Here is a 14,090-nt window from a genome sequence, read left to right on the forward strand (position 1 = left end):
GGTCGAAAGCGATGTTACTCGTTAATCTTGTCGATCAGCTGCATCATGATGTCCGAACAAGCCTTCATCGGCTCGTCATCGGCGCATTTGATGTCGATCTTGGTTTCGCCCTGCTCCAGGCGGAAATGCGCGCCCTTAGAAGGTGGCGGAGGCGGTGGTGGCATCATCATGCGATCACGCGGGCCGCCTTCTCGTGGACCGCCCTCTTTAGGACCCCAATGGCCGGGTGGTGGCGGTGGAGGAGGGGCATCGGCTCTTGGCCCAGCACCCGGAGGTGGTGGAGGAGGCGGTGGCGCATCAGCCTGTTGGCCCGCATCTGGCGCGCCGCCTGGAGGCGGTGGTGGTGGCTGCTGGGCAAACGTAGACCCTGCCGCTAGGAACAGCGCGGCACCGGCAATAATCAGCTTTTTCATGAGGGAGACCTCTGTGTTTGACAATGTGAAAACAACGGTCAGTCAGGCGGTCGGTTGCTCCCCAGCGAAAATAAAGTTCAAGATTCTCATCGGTAAAAAATTACCCCATCCGCTCCGATGCATAACTCCCGGGGCTTGGCGGGAAGACCACCGTACGATTGCCGTTGATGAAGGTGCGGTGGTGGATGTGGGCGTGGATGGCGCGGGCTAGGACCTGGCTTTCGACATCGCGGCCGAGCGACACGTAATCTTCCGCTGATTGCGCGTGGGTGACGCGGACCGTGTCCTGCTCGATGATCGGGCCTTCGTCCAGATCGGCGGTGACGTAATGCGCTGTCGCGCCGATGAGCTTTACGCCGCGCTCGTACGCCTGCTTGTAAGGGTTGGCACCCTTGAAGCTGGGCAGGAAGGAGTGGTGGATGTTGATGATGCGGCCCGACATCTTGCGGCACATCTCGTCCGACAGCACCTGCATGTAACGCGCCAGCACAACCAGTTCAGCACCGCTCGTGTCGATCAGGTCCAGCAGTTGCGCTTCGGCTTTCGGCTTGTTGTCCTTCGTCACCTTGATGTGGTGGAAGGGAATGTCGTGATTGACGACCACCTTCTGGTATTCGAAATGGTTGGAGACGACGCCGACGATATCGATGGGCAGAGCACCGATCTTCCAGCGATAGAGCAGGTCGTTCAGGCAGTGGCCGAAACGGGACACCATCAGTAGTGTCTTGGTCCGCTCGCCATCGCTGTAGATATTAGCGTCCATGCCGAATTCCTTGGCAATGGGCGCAAAGCCAGACTGAATATTGTCCATGCTTTCACCTTCCTCCGAGATGAAGGAGACGCGCATGAAGAATTTGCCGGTTTCGAGGTCATCGAACTGGGAGCTGTCGACGATGTTGCAACCCTTGTCCGCCAGATAACCCGAGATGGCGGCGACGATGCCGCGTTTGGATGTGCAGGCTACGGTCAAAACATAGGTCGTCATCGGCTTCCCCTCATCATGTGTCGCAACGGCCTATAGCGCAGGTCGGGAACGGCGAAAAGCCTCTCGCACTGAACCAAGGCCTTGAATGGATAGGGCATGTTGGGAGGGGCAAGCCATGCCGGAAGCGACATCGGATGTTCAAAGGAAAAGCCGCTACCGAAATTAAAGGTAGCGGCTGAGTTTTCGTCAGGAGAGGAAGCTGTCGCGCAGCGCTTCGAATTTCGAAAGCTGGTTGGCCAGCAGTTCCTTGTTTTCGTCGCGGCGCACGAACAGCTTGAACATGGCGCTGCCACCGGCATTCATGAACCAGACGGACAGTGACCGGCGACCATGGAACGTGCGGTCCACGAAGGTGATCGTCGCGCAATTGTCTTTCTTGATGTGCCCGCCAATGGGGCTGTCACCATGAATGTTGAACCAGCCATGTCCTTCCGTTCCCTCCGGCAGGTGGCCGGGAACTTCGAAGACGATGTCCGGCGTCTGCACGATCATCAGAACTTCGCCCCAGCTGCGTAGCTCGTTCCAGATATCGATGAACTTCTCGGCGGGCGCGGAGACGGCGGCACCGTGCGGCAGAACGGCCAGCACGTCAGCCGGTGTCACGCCAGCAGTTGCCGCAATGGCTTCCACCACGCCATCGGGTTTTTCGGCAAGCGCTGCCCTTGCGCGCTCGGCAATGGACGTGTCGCTCATGCCTGGGCTGCCACGGGCAGGTCTTCGCCGTTCTGGCCCTCGTGAATGATCACGTCGAAGCCTTCGAAATGCGGTCCTGAGAGATACTCGACCTTGCCGCGATTGTTGCCGGCATTGGCGTGAGCCGCGCGGAACTGTTCGGATTTCGTCCAGGCGGTGAAATCGTCTTTGGTGGCCCAGACGGTGTGGGATGCGTAAAGCGTGTGGTCGTCCGCTTTCGCGCCCTTCAGCATGTGAAACTCGACATAGCCCGGCATTTCGGCGAGGTGACGCTTGCGCTCGCGCCAGATGGTCTCAAACGCTTCTTCAAAGCCCGGCACGACACGGAACCGGTTCATGGCAATAAACATGGATAGTCTCCCTTTCAGTTCTGGCACCAGTGTTGGCACCGCTGCCCCTGGGGACGGAGATATTAAAGATAACAAAAATAGTCAACTTATCGGATTGTGCGGTTTATAAAGATGTGTAATTAACTCAACTTATATGGCGTGCAGGCTGTAGCGCGCCGCATTGTTTCAGGATTATGCCATGCCGCTTTCACTTCGTTCCCTCATCATCAGTGCCATTGTTCCCGTTTCGCTGGCGCTCTCTCCCGTTGCCGCCAGCGCCTCCGATCAGGGTAACCCGCAGGCGAAGCGCATCGTGGCGGTAGGTGGGACGATCACCGAAATTCTCTACGCGCTGGGTGCGGGAGACCGCATCGTGGCGCGTGACTCGACCAGCAGCTTTCCGGCGGAAGCACTGACGAAGCCGGATATAGGCTATATGCGCGCGCTGTCGTCGGAAGGCATTTTGTCGCAAAAGCCCGATCTCATTCTGTCAGAAGACGGCGCCGGTCCTGCCGACGTGATCGGCATTCTGAAAGCCAGCGAAGTTCCGATGGTGACGGTCGACACGCCGCCGCTGCCGAGCGCTATTGCGAAGAAAATCGAGGATGTCGGCGCAGCGGTCGGCCTTTCGGACAAGGCCAAGGGTCTGGCCGATGAGGTGGACAAGGGCCTTGCAGCGCTGGCCAGCGACGTTGCCACTGTCGGGACTAAGAAAAAGCGCGTGCTGTTCGTTCTGTCCACCGCTGGTGGTCGCATTATGGCGGCGGGCAAGGATACGGAAGCGGCTGCGATCATCGAAATGGCCGGTGGTATCAATGCGGCCCAGGAGATTACCGGCTACAAGCCGTTGACGGACGAGGCCGTGATTGCGGCAGCTCCCGATGTGGTCTTGACCATGCAGCGCGGCAACCATGCGGAAAATCCCGATCAGGTGTTTGCGCTTCCTGCCTTCCAGTCCACCCCGGCTGCGGCGTCCAAGTCGCTGATCAGCATGGATGGCCTTTATCTCATCGGTTTCGGTCCACGCACCCCTGCGGCAGGACGCGAACTTGCCGCCAAGCTTTACCCTGAAATCGTGAAGCCATGAGCGTCGCAGTGGTGAGCCAGGGCGCGGGTCCCATAGCAGGAGACCGTTCTCGCAAGGGTGCCATCACGATTGTTGCACTCGTTGCGGTTCTGGTTTTTGCCTGCTTTGTCTCTCTGGCCAGCGGCCCGACGGGCGTGGGGCTGCATGAACTCTGGCTCTATTTTACCGGACACGCCGATACCATGGATGCACGCGACCGGGTTATCCTTCAGGCCGTGCGCCTGCCGCGCACCGGTCTCGGCCTGATGATCGGGGCCGGGCTTGCCGTTTCGGGTGCCATGATGCAGGGACTGTTTCGCAATCCGCTGGCCGATCCCGGCCTGATCGGCATCACATCGGGGGCTGCGCTGTTTGCCGTCGCGGCATTGGTGTTGGGGGGCAGCATGCTGGCACCGCTCGTGCTGTTTTTCGGGGCGCATTTCCTGCCGCTGATGGCGTTTTTTGGTGGTCTGATCAACACGCTGCTGCTCTATCTGATTGCGACCCGCAATGGCTCCACCTCGACCACCGTTCTCGTTCTGGCCGGCATTGCGATTGCAGCGCTCAGCGCCGCATTGATGGGGCTGATGATGTTCGTGGCCGATGACCGGGCGCTACGCGACATCACCTTCTGGAGCCTTGGCTCGCTGGGCGGAGCGACATCGCTGAAAATCTGGACGACGCTGCCGTTTTTCCTCGTCATTCTCGCCAGTATTCCTTTCGTGTCGAAGGGGCTGGATGCGCTGATCCTCGGAGATGCAGTTGCGTTTCACATGGGCATACCGGTGCAGCGCCTGAAGCGCGTCGTCATCGTTGCCGTTGCCGCCGCCTGCGGAGCGAGCGTTGCGGCGGCGGGGTCGATCGGTTTCGTCGGCATCGTGGTGCCGCATCTTCTGCGCCTGGTCATCGGTTCGTCGCACCGGTTTCTGCTTCCTGCCTCTGCCATCGGCGGGGCGGCATTGCTGCTTCTGGCCGACAGTTTCGCGCGCACCGTGGCAGCACCCGCCGAACTGCCCATCGGCGTCGTGACCGCGCTGATCGGTGCGCCGGTCTTCCTGTTTTTGCTGTTGGGCCGTGGCAATGGTCTAGGTCTGAGGAACGTGTCATGATTTCCACGCGTGGTGTTACCGTTACACGATCTGGCCGCCGCTTGCTGGACGATGTCTCCATCAAGCTTTCGCCGGGCACGTTCAGCGTCATTATCGGCCCCAACGGGGCTGGAAAATCCACCCTGATGAAGGTGCTGTCAGGCGAAATGCGGGCGGATACGGGCGCCGTTGCCTATGGCACTGTCGATGTCGGTTTGTTCAAACCGGCGCAGCTTGCGCGTCTGCGGGCCGTGTTGCCGCAAAGCACGGTGCTGTCGTTTCCCTTCACGGCGCTGGAAATCGTGCGCATGGGTGCCGTGGCGCAGGGGTCTCTTCAGCCGGAAGAGCAGGCGAGGGCGGCACTGGCCAAGGTCGGCTTGAGCGGTTTCGAGGGACGGGCTTACAACATGCTTTCGGGTGGGGAGCAGCAGCGCGTCCAGTTCGCGCGTGCGCTTGCGCAAGTGCCGCAGGCCGTCGAGAACGGCGAGGCGAAGGCGCTTTTGCTGGATGAGCCGACCTCGAGCCTCGACCTTGGTCACCAGATTTCCGTGCTGGAAACCGCGCGGGATTTTGCGAAAAGCGGCGGCACGGTGCTGGCTGTTCTGCATGATCTCAATCTCGCGGCGGAATTTGCCGATCAACTTATCGTCATGCACCGCGGCAGAATTACCGCCTGCGGCCCCTCTCACGAAACGATCAACGACGAGACGATTGCGCGGGTCTACGGCATTGGCGGCACCGTGGGTCGCATACCCGCCGGTCACATACCCTATGTGCTACCGCAATCACGCCATCGGTAGAAATGTTCAGGGTTCGGGCCGGGTCGAGACGTAGAGGGCAGCGCCCAGCATGACTGCGGCGACGATAGTCGCACGCAACGCCGTTGGTTCTGTTCCGAACCAGAAGATCGCGTAACTCATTGTCATCAAAGACACGGCTGCGATTTTCGCTTTGCGCGGGACCGCACCTTTTTCCCGCCAGTTGCGCAGCGACGGGCCAAATCTGGGGTGGGAGAGAAGCCATGCCTCCAGCTTCGGTGACGATTTGGAGAAGCACCAGAGCGCGATCAGCAAAAAGGGCGTCGTCGGCAAAATTGGCAGGAAAGCACCGACGATACCGGTGGCAACCATGAGCCAGCCAAGACAGAGATAAAGGATGCGCATGTGTGCCGGTATCATGAGTTTTGATGTCAGGATAGTGGGAAAGCCGTAGCGCCGAGGCTTGGGTGATTATCTGCCATGCGCCTTGAAATGGCCTCAAGGGTTGAAACTCTCGGCTCCAGCGGCTATCTGCCTGCCCCGATGCCTGCGGCATAAGCAGGACACCACGAAGCAGGAAGAAGGAAACACCATGGCCAAACTTATCCACTCTATGGTCCGGGTGCTGGACGAGAAGCGTTCGGTGGGTTTTTACAATCAGGTTTTCGGTCTGGAGATCGCGGAGCGTTTCGAGTTCGAGACCTTCACGCTGGTCTATCTCAGCAATGCCGAAGGTGACTTCGAGCTTGAGCTGACGATCAACAAGGGCCGAGAAGTGCCCTACGCGTTGGGCGATGGCTATGGGCACATCGCTGTGAGCGTCGATGATGTGGATGCCGAGCATGCCCGCCTGACCGAATTGGGCCTTGCTGTCGGTAAGATCATCAATGCCGATTATAAAGGCGCGCCGTTTGCGAAATACTTCTTCATTTGCGATCCGGATGGGTACAAGATCGAAGTGCTTCAGCGCGGCGAACGCTTCAAGTAAATAAAGAGGGCTCTCATGGCAGAAGCGGGCGTGAAACTGGACGAAAGCTGGAAACGCGCGCTGTCGACTGAATTCGCCAGCCCTTACATGCAAAAACTGAAAGACTTTCTGCTAGCCGAGAAAAATGCCGGCAAGCATATTTTCCCGAAAGGCGGCGAATATTTTCGCGCGCTTGATCTGACGCCTCTGGATGAGGTGAAGGTGGTCATCCTCGGGCAAGACCCCTATCACGGCGCTGGTCAGGCGCACGGCCTGTGCTTTTCGGTCCAGCCCGGGGTGCGCATCCCGCCCTCGCTTGTCAATATCTACAAGGAATTGCAGAGCGACCTTGGCATAACGCCCGTCAGCCACGGCTTTCTGGAGAGTTGGGCCAAACAGGGCGTTTTGTTGCTCAACAGCGTTCTGACCGTGGAGGAAGCACGTGCGGCCTCGCATCAGGGGCAGGGCTGGGAAAAGTTCACCGATACCATCATTCGCACGGTGAATGACGAGTGCGACGGCGTGGTCTTTCTGCTGTGGGGCTCGTATGCCCAGAAGAAAGCATCATTTGTCGACCAGGCGAAACATCTGGTTTTGAAGTCGCCACATCCGTCGCCACTGTCTGCCCATAACGGCTTTTTCGGAAACCATCATTTTTCGAAAGCAAATGATTTTCTGAAGTCCAGAGGCCGAGAGCCGATCGATTGGCAGTTGCCCGAAAAAGTGTGATCGAACCGAGCAAAAACTGCTTTGCACTTTTCCATTCCCTGATCTAAAGATAACCGGACTGTAATCTGAAGGATTTACGCCGGTGACGCTTCTCTCTGCGCAAACATCTGTCGCTCTTCCCAATCCAGCCGCGATTGTCGATGCCTTCCACGAGCATTTTGCCGAGTATATGACGATGACCCGCGAGGGGGAGGCGTTGCACTTTGAGGCAGATTACGGCAACGGCACGTTCGATGCCGAAGACGGACGTTTTGCAGCACGGATCAATTGCGTTTCGGAAAATGTGCTGCTGTCCGTCAAGGCCATGGTGGCCGAACATATCGTTGAGTTTACCGGCGATACGTCGCTGGACTTCCGCTGGGAGGGCCATGGCTCTGACATGAGAGAGATGCCCAACCTCTTCAGCGGTCGGGTGGTGCGCGCCTATAATCTGACCCCGAAAATGCGCCGCGTGGTGATTGCTATAGACAAGGGTATCGAGCGCCTCCTGAATGGCGGTCTGCATGTCCGTATTCTCATCCTTCCCGACCAGAACCGCGCTCCGGTCTGGCCGCATCTGTCGAAGACGGGCGCGATTGTCTGGGCAAAAGGCGAGGACGAACAGGCGCGACGCGTCTACACCATTCGCTCCGGCAGCATCACGCGCGGCGAGATCGATCTCGATTTCGTCATGCACGAAGGCGACCATATGCCCGGCGCGCATTTCGGTGCAACGGCTGCTGCGGGCGACCTCGTCGGTATCGTCGGTCCCGGTGGTGAACTGCCGGATGCAGACACGTACGTCTTTGGCGGTGACGAGACCGCACTGCCGGTGATGCTGCGCATGGCTGCGGAGATGCCGGCGGGCAAAAAGCTGACCGTCTATGCTGAAATCGACAATCCGCAGGAGCGGCAGGAGATTTCGTCCAAGGCTGACGTCAACTGGAACTGGCTTTATCGCTATGGTCAGGAGGCTGGAACGGCTGGCTTGCTGGAAAAGGCGCTGCGCGCTCACCCATGGTCCGGTTCTGACGGACTGCATGTCTTCGTTGGCTGCGAGAAGGGCGAGGCACGGCTTGTCAAGAGAATGCTGGGTGATGAAGTGCGCCTCCCGAAGACTGCCTTCGTCACCGCTGGTTACTGGGTGAGGGGTGCCAATGACGACCACTGATCGTGGCGTGTCATTTGCTGAACAATTCACCTCATCGTTTCCAAATTGAGAACAATGCGTTCTGAACGTTCCATCTATACGAAAGACCCGATCTGCACCATCTTGAGCCCATGAACGAAGGGCGTCGCTTTTCTGCGAGCCCGCTCAATCCGAGGGATCAAAATGTTGAACCAGATCAAAGGGCTGCACCACGTTACATCGATGGCTGGCAGTGCACGCGGCAACAACCAATTCTTCACCGATACGCTGGGCCTGCGCCGCGTCAAGAAAACCGTCAACTTCGATGCGCCCGATGTTTATCACCTCTATTATGGCGATGAGGTCGGCACGCCTGGCTCCGTCATGACCTACTTTCCGTTTCCACACATCGCGCGTGGCCGTCAGGGCACGGGCGAAGTCGGCACGACACTGTTTTCGGTGCCGGAGGGTTCGCTGGCCTACTGGCAGGACCGTCTGGCCAAGGCCAATGTGGATGGTTTGAAAGCCGATGAAGCCTTTGGCAACAAGCGCCTGCATTTTGCCGGTCCCGATGGCGATGGCTTTGCGCTGGTCGAGATCAAGGACGACGAGCGCGCGCAATGGACCGCAAATGGCGTTGGTGAAGATCAGGCCATCCGGGGTTTTCAGGGTGCTTCGCTGCGCCTTCAGGACGAGGGTGCTACCGCTGAATTGCTGAAGTTCATGGGCTATCAGGAAGTGGACCGTCAGGACGGCGTGCTGCGACTGGGTATGCCCGGCGGCAATGGTGCCGATGTCATCGACATCGAAACCATGCCGAATATCTCGGGTGCGCGTCTCGGTGCCGGTTCGGTTCATCACATCGCCTTTGCTGTCGAAAACCGTCAGACGCAGCTCGAAGTGCGCAAGGCATTGCTGGATACGGGCTATCAGGTAACGCCGGTCATCGACCGCGATTATTTCTGGGCGATCTACTTCCGCACACCCGGCGGCGTACTGTTTGAAGTCGCCACCAACGAGCCGGGTTTCGACCGCGACGAGGACACCGCGAATCTGGGCGAAGCGTTAAAGCTGCCAACACAGCACGAACATCTGCGCGCCACGTTGGAGCAGCATCTGGAACCGCTGGAACAGTGATCGTCACAAAACAAGACAACGCCTGCGGCTTCACGGTCGCGGGCAGTCGTCGGGAGATATTGCCATGAGCAAGGATAGTTATGTTCACAAGGTCCGTGCCGGTGCGCCGGGCCAGCCAGCCTTTTTCGTCTTTCACGGCACCGGGGGCGACGAGAACCAGTTCTTCGACTTCGGCTCTCGTCTTCTACCGAATGCGACGGTCGTCTCGCCCCAGGGTGATGTCTCCGAGCATGGTGCGGCGCGGTTTTTCCGCAGAACGGCCGAAGGCGTCTATGACATGGCAGATCTGGATCGCGCGACCCGGCAAATGGCGGCCTTCGTCACTGCCAACCGCGATTATCACGAGGCTGGCCTCGTCGTTGGTCTGGGTTTTTCCAATGGTGCGAATATTCTGGCCAACATTCTGGTCGAATATCCTGATCTGTTTGATGCCGCGGTGTTGATGCATCCGCTGATCCCGTTCGAGCCGAAGCCAGCGCCCGCCCTTGCGTCTCGACGGGTGCTGATGACGGCAGGCGAACGCGACCCTATCTGCCCGATGCCGTTGACCAATCGTCTGGCGAATTATTTCAGGGCGCAGGGTTGTGAGGTTGAAATGGAATGGCACGCTGGCGGCCATGACATTCGCGGGAACGAAATCGAGGCGGTGAAGGCGTTTCTGGCGCCGTATATTTGATAGCTTCCGTCATGTCGGCCTTGCGCCGGTATGACGGGGAGTGGGCTACGACTAATGCCTACCGATATCCGCAATCCTGCAACTGCTTCTCATAGCGGATAGCCATGTTGGCGGAGCGGCGGGCGGCCTGTTGAATGGCGCGGTTGTTGCGCCAGACGCCGTTCGAATAGCCCGCGTGGCCGGAATAATAAGCGAGATAGAGATTGTAGGGGTCGTTCAGAGCGATGCCGTTCTGGCGGTTGCTCTTGGCGTGGTACCAGCCGACGAAGTGGATGGCGTCGGTGAAATCCGTGCGGCTGGCGTTCCAGCGGCCTGTCTCGCGCTGATAAACCTTCCACGTGCCATCCAGTGCCTGGGCGTAGCCATAAGCGGTGGACTTACGTCCCCAGGGAATGAAGCCGAAGAGCTTGTTGCGCGGCGGGCGGGCATAGGGCTGGAAGCTGGATTCGGTGTAGATAGTGGCCATCATGACGGGCACCGGCACGCCGAACTCACGCTCTGCCGCCTGCGCATCTTTTTTCCAGTTGTTGAACATGCCGTTTCGCTGTTCGAAAATCGCACAGGCATTGGTGATCTGCGACGGAGCCGTCGCGCAGCCAGCCAGAACAGTCAAAAGAAAAACGACGACAAATACGCCACGCATCGCGAAACCTCTCGTTCCGCTCATTACTAAATTGTAAATCTTAACGGTCGGTTTTGAGACAAGGTTAATGCAAATGCGATCTATTAAGGTTTCATTGACAATCAGATGCGGCCCATGGCGCTTGCCATCTGATAGAGCGCCAGTCCCGACGCCGTTCCGGCATTCAAGCTATCGAGTTGCGGCGACTGGGCAATGCGGGCGGTGTGGAAGCGGGACAACACGTCCTGCGGCAGTCCATCCCCCTCGGTGCCGATGACGAGCGCCATTCTAGCCGATGCGGGTATGTCGCGGATTTCCGCAGTGCCCGCCGGGGAAAGGCTCCAGATATCGAAGCCTTCAGTCGCCAGCGTTTCCAGCATGCCAACGGCACTTCCGCCACGATGGTAGGGGACAGATAACACCGAGCCGACGGAGACGCGCAGGGACTTGCGATAGAGCGGATCGCAGCAGGTCGTGTCCATGAACACCGCATCGGCGTAAAAAGCGGCGGCGTTGCGAAACATGGCGCCGAGATTATCATGATTGGAAATGCCGCAACCGGCCAGCACGAGCGAGGTGTCAGGCAATTGCTGGATGGTCGCCGCCAGGTCGTTTTCGCTTGTGCGCTTTCCAATCGCCAGAATACCCCTGTGCAAGTGGAACCCGACGATGGCATCCAGCACCTCGGCCTTCGCCACATAGACCGGCACCTCCGCCGGGAAGGCGCTGATGATGTCGGCGACGCCTGCCAGACGGTTCTCGAGGATCAGAATGCTTTCAGCCGCGAAGTCGCCGCCAGCTCTGTGCGCTGCGGCCAGCATGCGCAGAACGACGGTGCCTTCCACGATAAAGCGGCCCTGCCTGCCGGTCAGGTCACGCTCCTTCACATCACGGAAATCTGCGATACGCGGATCGTCGGCCTGCGTTATCGGGATAAAGGTTCTGATATCAGGCAGATCAACGGGCATCGATGGTAATGTCTGCCACGAAGCGACCGGCCTGCACGTTGAACACCAGCGCCTTGCGCGTGCCATTGGCCAGCCGTCCGTAAAACAGCATGTCGCCACTGGCAAACGAGACGTTTTCGATGGTGAAGCCCTGCGGCAGGCTAGCGGTGGCGGCGACCGGCGCGTCCGAAGGAACGGCGTTCGTTGCTGCGCTTGTCGCGGTCTTGGACGGGCCGACCGCCTTATAGACAACCGCACCGAAGACAGCCATAAGGCTGATAAACATCACGGAGCCCGACACGATCTGCAAACGGATCATCTTGCGGCGAACTTTTTCCATGGCCGGGTCTAACGGCTGGTCGTCCTGTTCGGCTTGCTCGATCTGCGTCATCGGGATCCTTGGATATTGTTGAGTGATCGGAAAATAAGAATGAACGACCCCTTTAAACAAGGCGGAGACGCAAGGAAAGTCCTGATTGCCGGAGACGACGCCGAAGGCCGCCTCGATGCATGGCTGGCAGCCGAGGTCGGTGGCGATCTGTCGCGCAGCCGCATCAAGGCGCTGATCGAGCAGGGCGCAGTTTTTCTCGATGGAAAACCCATCACCGAGCCAAAGAAGAAGGTGCATCCGGGCGACCGCATCGAGATCACCATGCCGGAGCCGGAAGACCCGGAGCCCAAGGGTGAGGATATTCCACTTGACGTTGAGTATGAGGACGAAGACCTCATCGTGCTTTTAAAGCCACCTGGCCTCGTCGTGCATCCCGGTGCCGGCAACTGGACGGGTACGTTGGTCAACGCGCTGATCCACCATTGCGGTGACAGTCTTTCCGGCATCGGAGGGGTCAAGCGCCCCGGCATCGTGCACCGTCTGGACAAGGAAACCAGCGGTGTGATGGTCGTTGCCAAAAACGACAATGCTCATCGCAAGCTGGCCGCACAATTTGCCGACCACGGACGGACCGGGCCGCTGGAGCGTGCCTATAAGGCGATCGTCTGGGGCCGCCCCAAGACCCTGCGCGGTACCATCGATGCGGCTCTGGGGCGCGGAGCCGACCGCACCAAGCGTGCCGTCAAGCGCGAAGACACGGACGATGCGCGCGAGGCCATCACCCACTACGAGGTGGTCGAGCGCTATCATGAAAAGCCGGATGCGACCTGCCTGGCCTCACTGGTGGAGTGTCGTCTCGAAACCGGCCGCACCCATCAGATCCGCGTTCATATGTCCCATATCGGCCATCCGCTGATCGGTGACCCTGAATATGGCGCGGCCTTCCGCACCAAGGCCAATCTGTTGCCGGACGAGGCAAAAGAAGTCGTCAACCGGTTCCCGCGGCAGGCTTTGCATGCCTATCTTCTTGCTTTCGAACACCCCCGCACGGGCGAGGTCATGGAGTTCGAAACGGATATGCCAGACGACATGGAAGAGCTGGCGCAGGCACTTCGAGGCTAAAACTGCCCAAATACAAACACAGTCGCTCTGGGAGACATCGCCTCCCAGAGGAACTTTTGGCGCCGGAAATTTCGGTAAGCATTAAATTACGCTTCCACATTAGTTTATGATAATTACTTAAATAACGATCTATTTTACTGTCTCATTTTCGCTTCAATTAATCCTACTTTTTTGCAATGCAATAAATCGTCCAGTCGAAGTCAGTATTGCCTCTGAAGATACACTACCGAGGATTGAAATCTGCTTTGCAACCTGTTCGTTAGAATGCACAAACCAGGGATTGAGCGCCATGAATGTCAATGACCGTAAATTCATCTTTCATGATCTTCAAAAAATAGAAGGTTATATTGATCCGCCTGACGCTCTTGTCTTTACCTCGCTGCTGCATGCCCAGCAGAAAAGGTCGTTCGAGGGAGGCGTTGCCGAGATCGGTGTGTTCTATGGCCGTTCTTATTTCCTTCTGCGCAAGGCGGTGGGCAATGATGGCCGGGTTCTTGCCGTCGACCTGTTCGACCTCGAAGATGGCGATGGGGAATGCCGCCAGTACGAGCGCTTTCTCGATAACGGCAAGCGGCTCGATCTCAGGGTCGATGAAGACCTCGTCATCAAGGGCGACAGCACTCAGCTCAATCCTGACGTGGTGCTCGAAAAGGTCGGAAAGGTTCGTTTTTTCAGCATTGACGGCGGCCATATGCTGCGCCACGTGCTGGCCGACAGTAAGCTGGCGATGGAGGTTCTGGCCGACCACGGCGTGATTGCCTTTGACGACACGTTCAATCCGCAATGGCCCGAAGTGACCGTCGGTGTCGCTGACTTCCTGCGCGAAACGGGCGACGAATTCAGCGCCTTTTGCATGACGAAATACAAGACCTATGTCTGCCGGCGCGAGTACCACGAGTATTATCAGCAGGTCGTCCTGCAGTCACCGGAATTGCTGGCCTTCGATCACGTGGAAACGGAGTTTCTGGGCTCAAAGGTCACGCGTCTGCATAACCCCATGGGTCGCCGGATGATTTATGAGTTGATGATCCGTTCGGGCTTAACGAATTTTTCGGAACGAATTTATCGTTGATCTGTTTTTAAACCAACATGGAAGCAGGTTATTCGATAACGCGCGTT

At 58.3% G+C, this 14,090-nt stretch carries 18 protein-coding genes; 10 read left to right on the top strand and 8 right to left on the bottom strand.

What is annotated here, in order from left to right; all coding sequences use genetic code 11:
* Window positions 1–14: 14 nt before the first annotated feature.
* The 4 genes from RRU01S_RS26145 to hmuQ form a co-directional block, all read right to left on the bottom strand.
* Window positions 15–413, bottom strand: a complete 399-nt coding sequence (locus RRU01S_RS26145) for a hypothetical protein (protein WP_045228506.1) — start codon at window positions 411–413, stop codon at window positions 15–17.
* 100 nt (window positions 414–513) lie between these two features.
* Window positions 514–1,398, bottom strand: coding sequence for a formyltetrahydrofolate deformylase (gene purU / locus RRU01S_RS01645; protein ID WP_045228507.1), 885 nt, complete (start codon window positions 1,396–1,398; stop codon window positions 514–516).
* 186 nt (window positions 1,399–1,584) lie between these two features.
* Window positions 1,585–2,091 (bottom strand): heme utilization cystosolic carrier protein HutX, encoded by a 507-nt coding sequence (gene hutX, locus RRU01S_RS01650; RefSeq protein WP_045228508.1) that lies wholly within the window; start codon window positions 2,089–2,091, stop codon window positions 1,585–1,587.
* Window positions 2,088–2,441, bottom strand: coding sequence for a heme-degrading protein HmuQ (hmuQ, locus tag RRU01S_RS01655; RefSeq protein ID WP_045228509.1), 354 nt, complete (start codon window positions 2,439–2,441; stop codon window positions 2,088–2,090). The genes hutX and hmuQ overlap by 4 nt, the downstream gene beginning before the upstream one ends.
* A 178-nt stretch (window positions 2,442–2,619) precedes the next feature.
* On the opposite strand from hmuQ, the gene RRU01S_RS01660 reads away from it, so the two are divergent.
* From RRU01S_RS01660 to RRU01S_RS01670, 3 genes are read left to right on the top strand one after another with little or no spacing between them, the layout of a single operon-like run.
* Complete coding sequence (locus tag RRU01S_RS01660) at window positions 2,620–3,507, top strand: heme/hemin ABC transporter substrate-binding protein (protein ID WP_045228743.1); 888 nt, start codon at window positions 2,620–2,622, stop codon at window positions 3,505–3,507.
* On the top strand, window positions 3,504–4,595 hold the full coding sequence (locus tag RRU01S_RS01665) for a FecCD family ABC transporter permease (RefSeq protein ID WP_045228510.1): 1,092 nt from the start codon (window positions 3,504–3,506) through the stop codon (window positions 4,593–4,595). The genes RRU01S_RS01660 and RRU01S_RS01665 overlap by 4 nt, the downstream gene beginning before the upstream one ends.
* Window positions 4,592–5,374: a heme ABC transporter ATP-binding protein gene (locus RRU01S_RS01670; RefSeq protein ID WP_045228511.1), complete on the top strand. Its 783-nt coding sequence runs from the start codon at window positions 4,592–4,594 to the stop codon at window positions 5,372–5,374. The genes RRU01S_RS01665 and RRU01S_RS01670 overlap by 4 nt, the downstream gene beginning before the upstream one ends.
* Window positions 5,375–5,380: 6 nt before the next feature.
* Here the strand turns inward: RRU01S_RS01670 and RRU01S_RS01675 are convergent, their stop codons facing one another.
* The gene (locus RRU01S_RS01675) at window positions 5,381–5,737 is read right to left on the bottom strand and encodes a YbaN family protein (RefSeq protein WP_045228744.1); all 357 of its coding nucleotides are present in this window, start codon (window positions 5,735–5,737) and stop codon (window positions 5,381–5,383) included.
* A 187-nt stretch (window positions 5,738–5,924) separates the two neighbouring features.
* On the opposite strand from RRU01S_RS01675, the gene RRU01S_RS01680 reads away from it, so the two are divergent.
* The 5 genes from RRU01S_RS01680 (at window position 5,925) to RRU01S_RS01700 (ending at window position 9,949) form a co-directional block, all read left to right on the top strand.
* Complete coding sequence (locus tag RRU01S_RS01680) at window positions 5,925–6,320, top strand: VOC family protein (protein WP_045228745.1); 396 nt, start codon at window positions 5,925–5,927, stop codon at window positions 6,318–6,320.
* A gap of 15 nt (window positions 6,321–6,335) precedes the next feature.
* The gene (gene ung, locus RRU01S_RS01685; protein ID WP_045228512.1) at window positions 6,336–7,028 is read left to right on the top strand and encodes a uracil-DNA glycosylase; all 693 of its coding nucleotides are present in this window, start codon (window positions 6,336–6,338) and stop codon (window positions 7,026–7,028) included.
* A gap of 82 nt (window positions 7,029–7,110) precedes the next feature.
* Complete coding sequence (locus RRU01S_RS01690) at window positions 7,111–8,178, top strand: DUF2218 domain-containing protein (protein WP_045228513.1); 1,068 nt, start codon at window positions 7,111–7,113, stop codon at window positions 8,176–8,178.
* A 162-nt stretch (window positions 8,179–8,340) separates the two neighbouring features.
* Window positions 8,341–9,273, top strand: a complete 933-nt coding sequence (locus RRU01S_RS01695; protein WP_045228514.1) for a VOC family protein — start codon at window positions 8,341–8,343, stop codon at window positions 9,271–9,273.
* Between the two features lie 64 nt (window positions 9,274–9,337).
* Complete coding sequence (locus tag RRU01S_RS01700) at window positions 9,338–9,949, top strand: alpha/beta hydrolase (RefSeq protein ID WP_045228515.1); 612 nt, start codon at window positions 9,338–9,340, stop codon at window positions 9,947–9,949.
* Between the two features lie 58 nt (window positions 9,950–10,007).
* On the opposite strand, the gene RRU01S_RS01705 is transcribed toward RRU01S_RS01700, so the two are convergent.
* The 3 genes from RRU01S_RS01705 to RRU01S_RS01715 all read right to left on the bottom strand — a co-directional run bounded on the left by RRU01S_RS01705 (window position 10,008) and on the right by RRU01S_RS01715 (window position 11,909).
* The gene (locus RRU01S_RS01705; protein WP_045228516.1) at window positions 10,008–10,592 is read right to left on the bottom strand and encodes a transglycosylase SLT domain-containing protein; all 585 of its coding nucleotides are present in this window, start codon (window positions 10,590–10,592) and stop codon (window positions 10,008–10,010) included.
* Window positions 10,593–10,693: 101 nt separating this feature from the next.
* A complete protein-coding gene (locus RRU01S_RS01710) occupies window positions 10,694–11,539 on the bottom strand; it encodes a TrmH family RNA methyltransferase (protein WP_045228517.1) in 846 nt (281 codons plus the stop codon).
* On the bottom strand, window positions 11,529–11,909 hold the full coding sequence (locus RRU01S_RS01715) for a hypothetical protein (protein WP_045228518.1): 381 nt from the start codon (window positions 11,907–11,909) through the stop codon (window positions 11,529–11,531). Before RRU01S_RS01715 ends, RRU01S_RS01710 begins: the two co-directional genes overlap by 11 nt.
* A gap of 39 nt (window positions 11,910–11,948) precedes the next feature.
* Here RRU01S_RS01715 and RRU01S_RS01720 point away from each other — a divergent pair, with 39 nt between their 5' ends.
* Window positions 11,949–12,971, top strand: coding sequence for an RluA family pseudouridine synthase (locus RRU01S_RS01720; protein ID WP_045228519.1), 1,023 nt, complete (start codon window positions 11,949–11,951; stop codon window positions 12,969–12,971).
* Between the two features lie 289 nt (window positions 12,972–13,260).
* Entirely contained in the window at window positions 13,261–14,043 is a 783-nt protein-coding gene (locus RRU01S_RS01725) for a class I SAM-dependent methyltransferase (protein ID WP_045228520.1), read from the top strand.
* Window positions 14,044–14,090 lie beyond the last annotated feature (47 nt).

The organism is Agrobacterium rubi TR3 = NBRC 13261, from assembly GCF_000739935.1.
GTDB lineage: Bacteria > Pseudomonadota > Alphaproteobacteria > Rhizobiales > Rhizobiaceae > Agrobacterium > Agrobacterium rubi.

What these genes read in the sequence shown, in the direction of transcription:
- RRU01S_RS01675 (WP_045228744.1), bottom strand. Translation starts at nt 5,737, where the DNA reads ATGCGCATCCTTTATCTCTGTCTTGGCTGGCTCATGGTTGCCACCGGT.
- RRU01S_RS01705 (WP_045228516.1), bottom strand. Translation starts at nt 10,592, where the DNA reads ATGCGTGGCGTATTTGTCGTCGTTTTTCTTTTGACTGTTCTGGCTGGC.
- RRU01S_RS01670 (WP_045228511.1), top strand. Translation starts at nt 4,592, where the DNA reads ATGATTTCCACGCGTGGTGTTACCGTTACACGATCTGGCCGCCGCTTG.
- RRU01S_RS01725 (WP_045228520.1), top strand. Translation starts at nt 13,261, where the DNA reads ATGAATGTCAATGACCGTAAATTCATCTTTCATGATCTTCAAAAAATA.
- RRU01S_RS01695 (WP_045228514.1), top strand. Translation starts at nt 8,341, where the DNA reads ATGTTGAACCAGATCAAAGGGCTGCACCACGTTACATCGATGGCTGGC.
- RRU01S_RS01665 (WP_045228510.1), top strand. Translation starts at nt 3,504, where the DNA reads ATGAGCGTCGCAGTGGTGAGCCAGGGCGCGGGTCCCATAGCAGGAGAC.
- ung (WP_045228512.1), top strand. Translation starts at nt 6,336, where the DNA reads ATGGCAGAAGCGGGCGTGAAACTGGACGAAAGCTGGAAACGCGCGCTG.
- RRU01S_RS01715 (WP_045228518.1), bottom strand. Translation starts at nt 11,909, where the DNA reads ATGACGCAGATCGAGCAAGCCGAACAGGACGACCAGCCGTTAGACCCG.
- RRU01S_RS01660 (WP_045228743.1), top strand. Translation starts at nt 2,620, where the DNA reads ATGCCGCTTTCACTTCGTTCCCTCATCATCAGTGCCATTGTTCCCGTT.
- RRU01S_RS01710 (WP_045228517.1), bottom strand. Translation starts at nt 11,539, where the DNA reads ATGCCCGTTGATCTGCCTGATATCAGAACCTTTATCCCGATAACGCAG.
- RRU01S_RS26145 (WP_045228506.1), bottom strand. Translation starts at nt 413, where the DNA reads ATGAAAAAGCTGATTATTGCCGGTGCCGCGCTGTTCCTAGCGGCAGGG.
- purU (WP_045228507.1), bottom strand. Translation starts at nt 1,398, where the DNA reads ATGACGACCTATGTTTTGACCGTAGCCTGCACATCCAAACGCGGCATC.
- hmuQ (WP_045228509.1), bottom strand. Translation starts at nt 2,441, where the DNA reads ATGTTTATTGCCATGAACCGGTTCCGTGTCGTGCCGGGCTTTGAAGAA.
- hutX (WP_045228508.1), bottom strand. Translation starts at nt 2,091, where the DNA reads ATGAGCGACACGTCCATTGCCGAGCGCGCAAGGGCAGCGCTTGCCGAA.
- RRU01S_RS01700 (WP_045228515.1), top strand. Translation starts at nt 9,338, where the DNA reads ATGAGCAAGGATAGTTATGTTCACAAGGTCCGTGCCGGTGCGCCGGGC.
- RRU01S_RS01720 (WP_045228519.1), top strand. Translation starts at nt 11,949, where the DNA reads ATGAACGACCCCTTTAAACAAGGCGGAGACGCAAGGAAAGTCCTGATT.
- RRU01S_RS01680 (WP_045228745.1), top strand. Translation starts at nt 5,925, where the DNA reads ATGGCCAAACTTATCCACTCTATGGTCCGGGTGCTGGACGAGAAGCGT.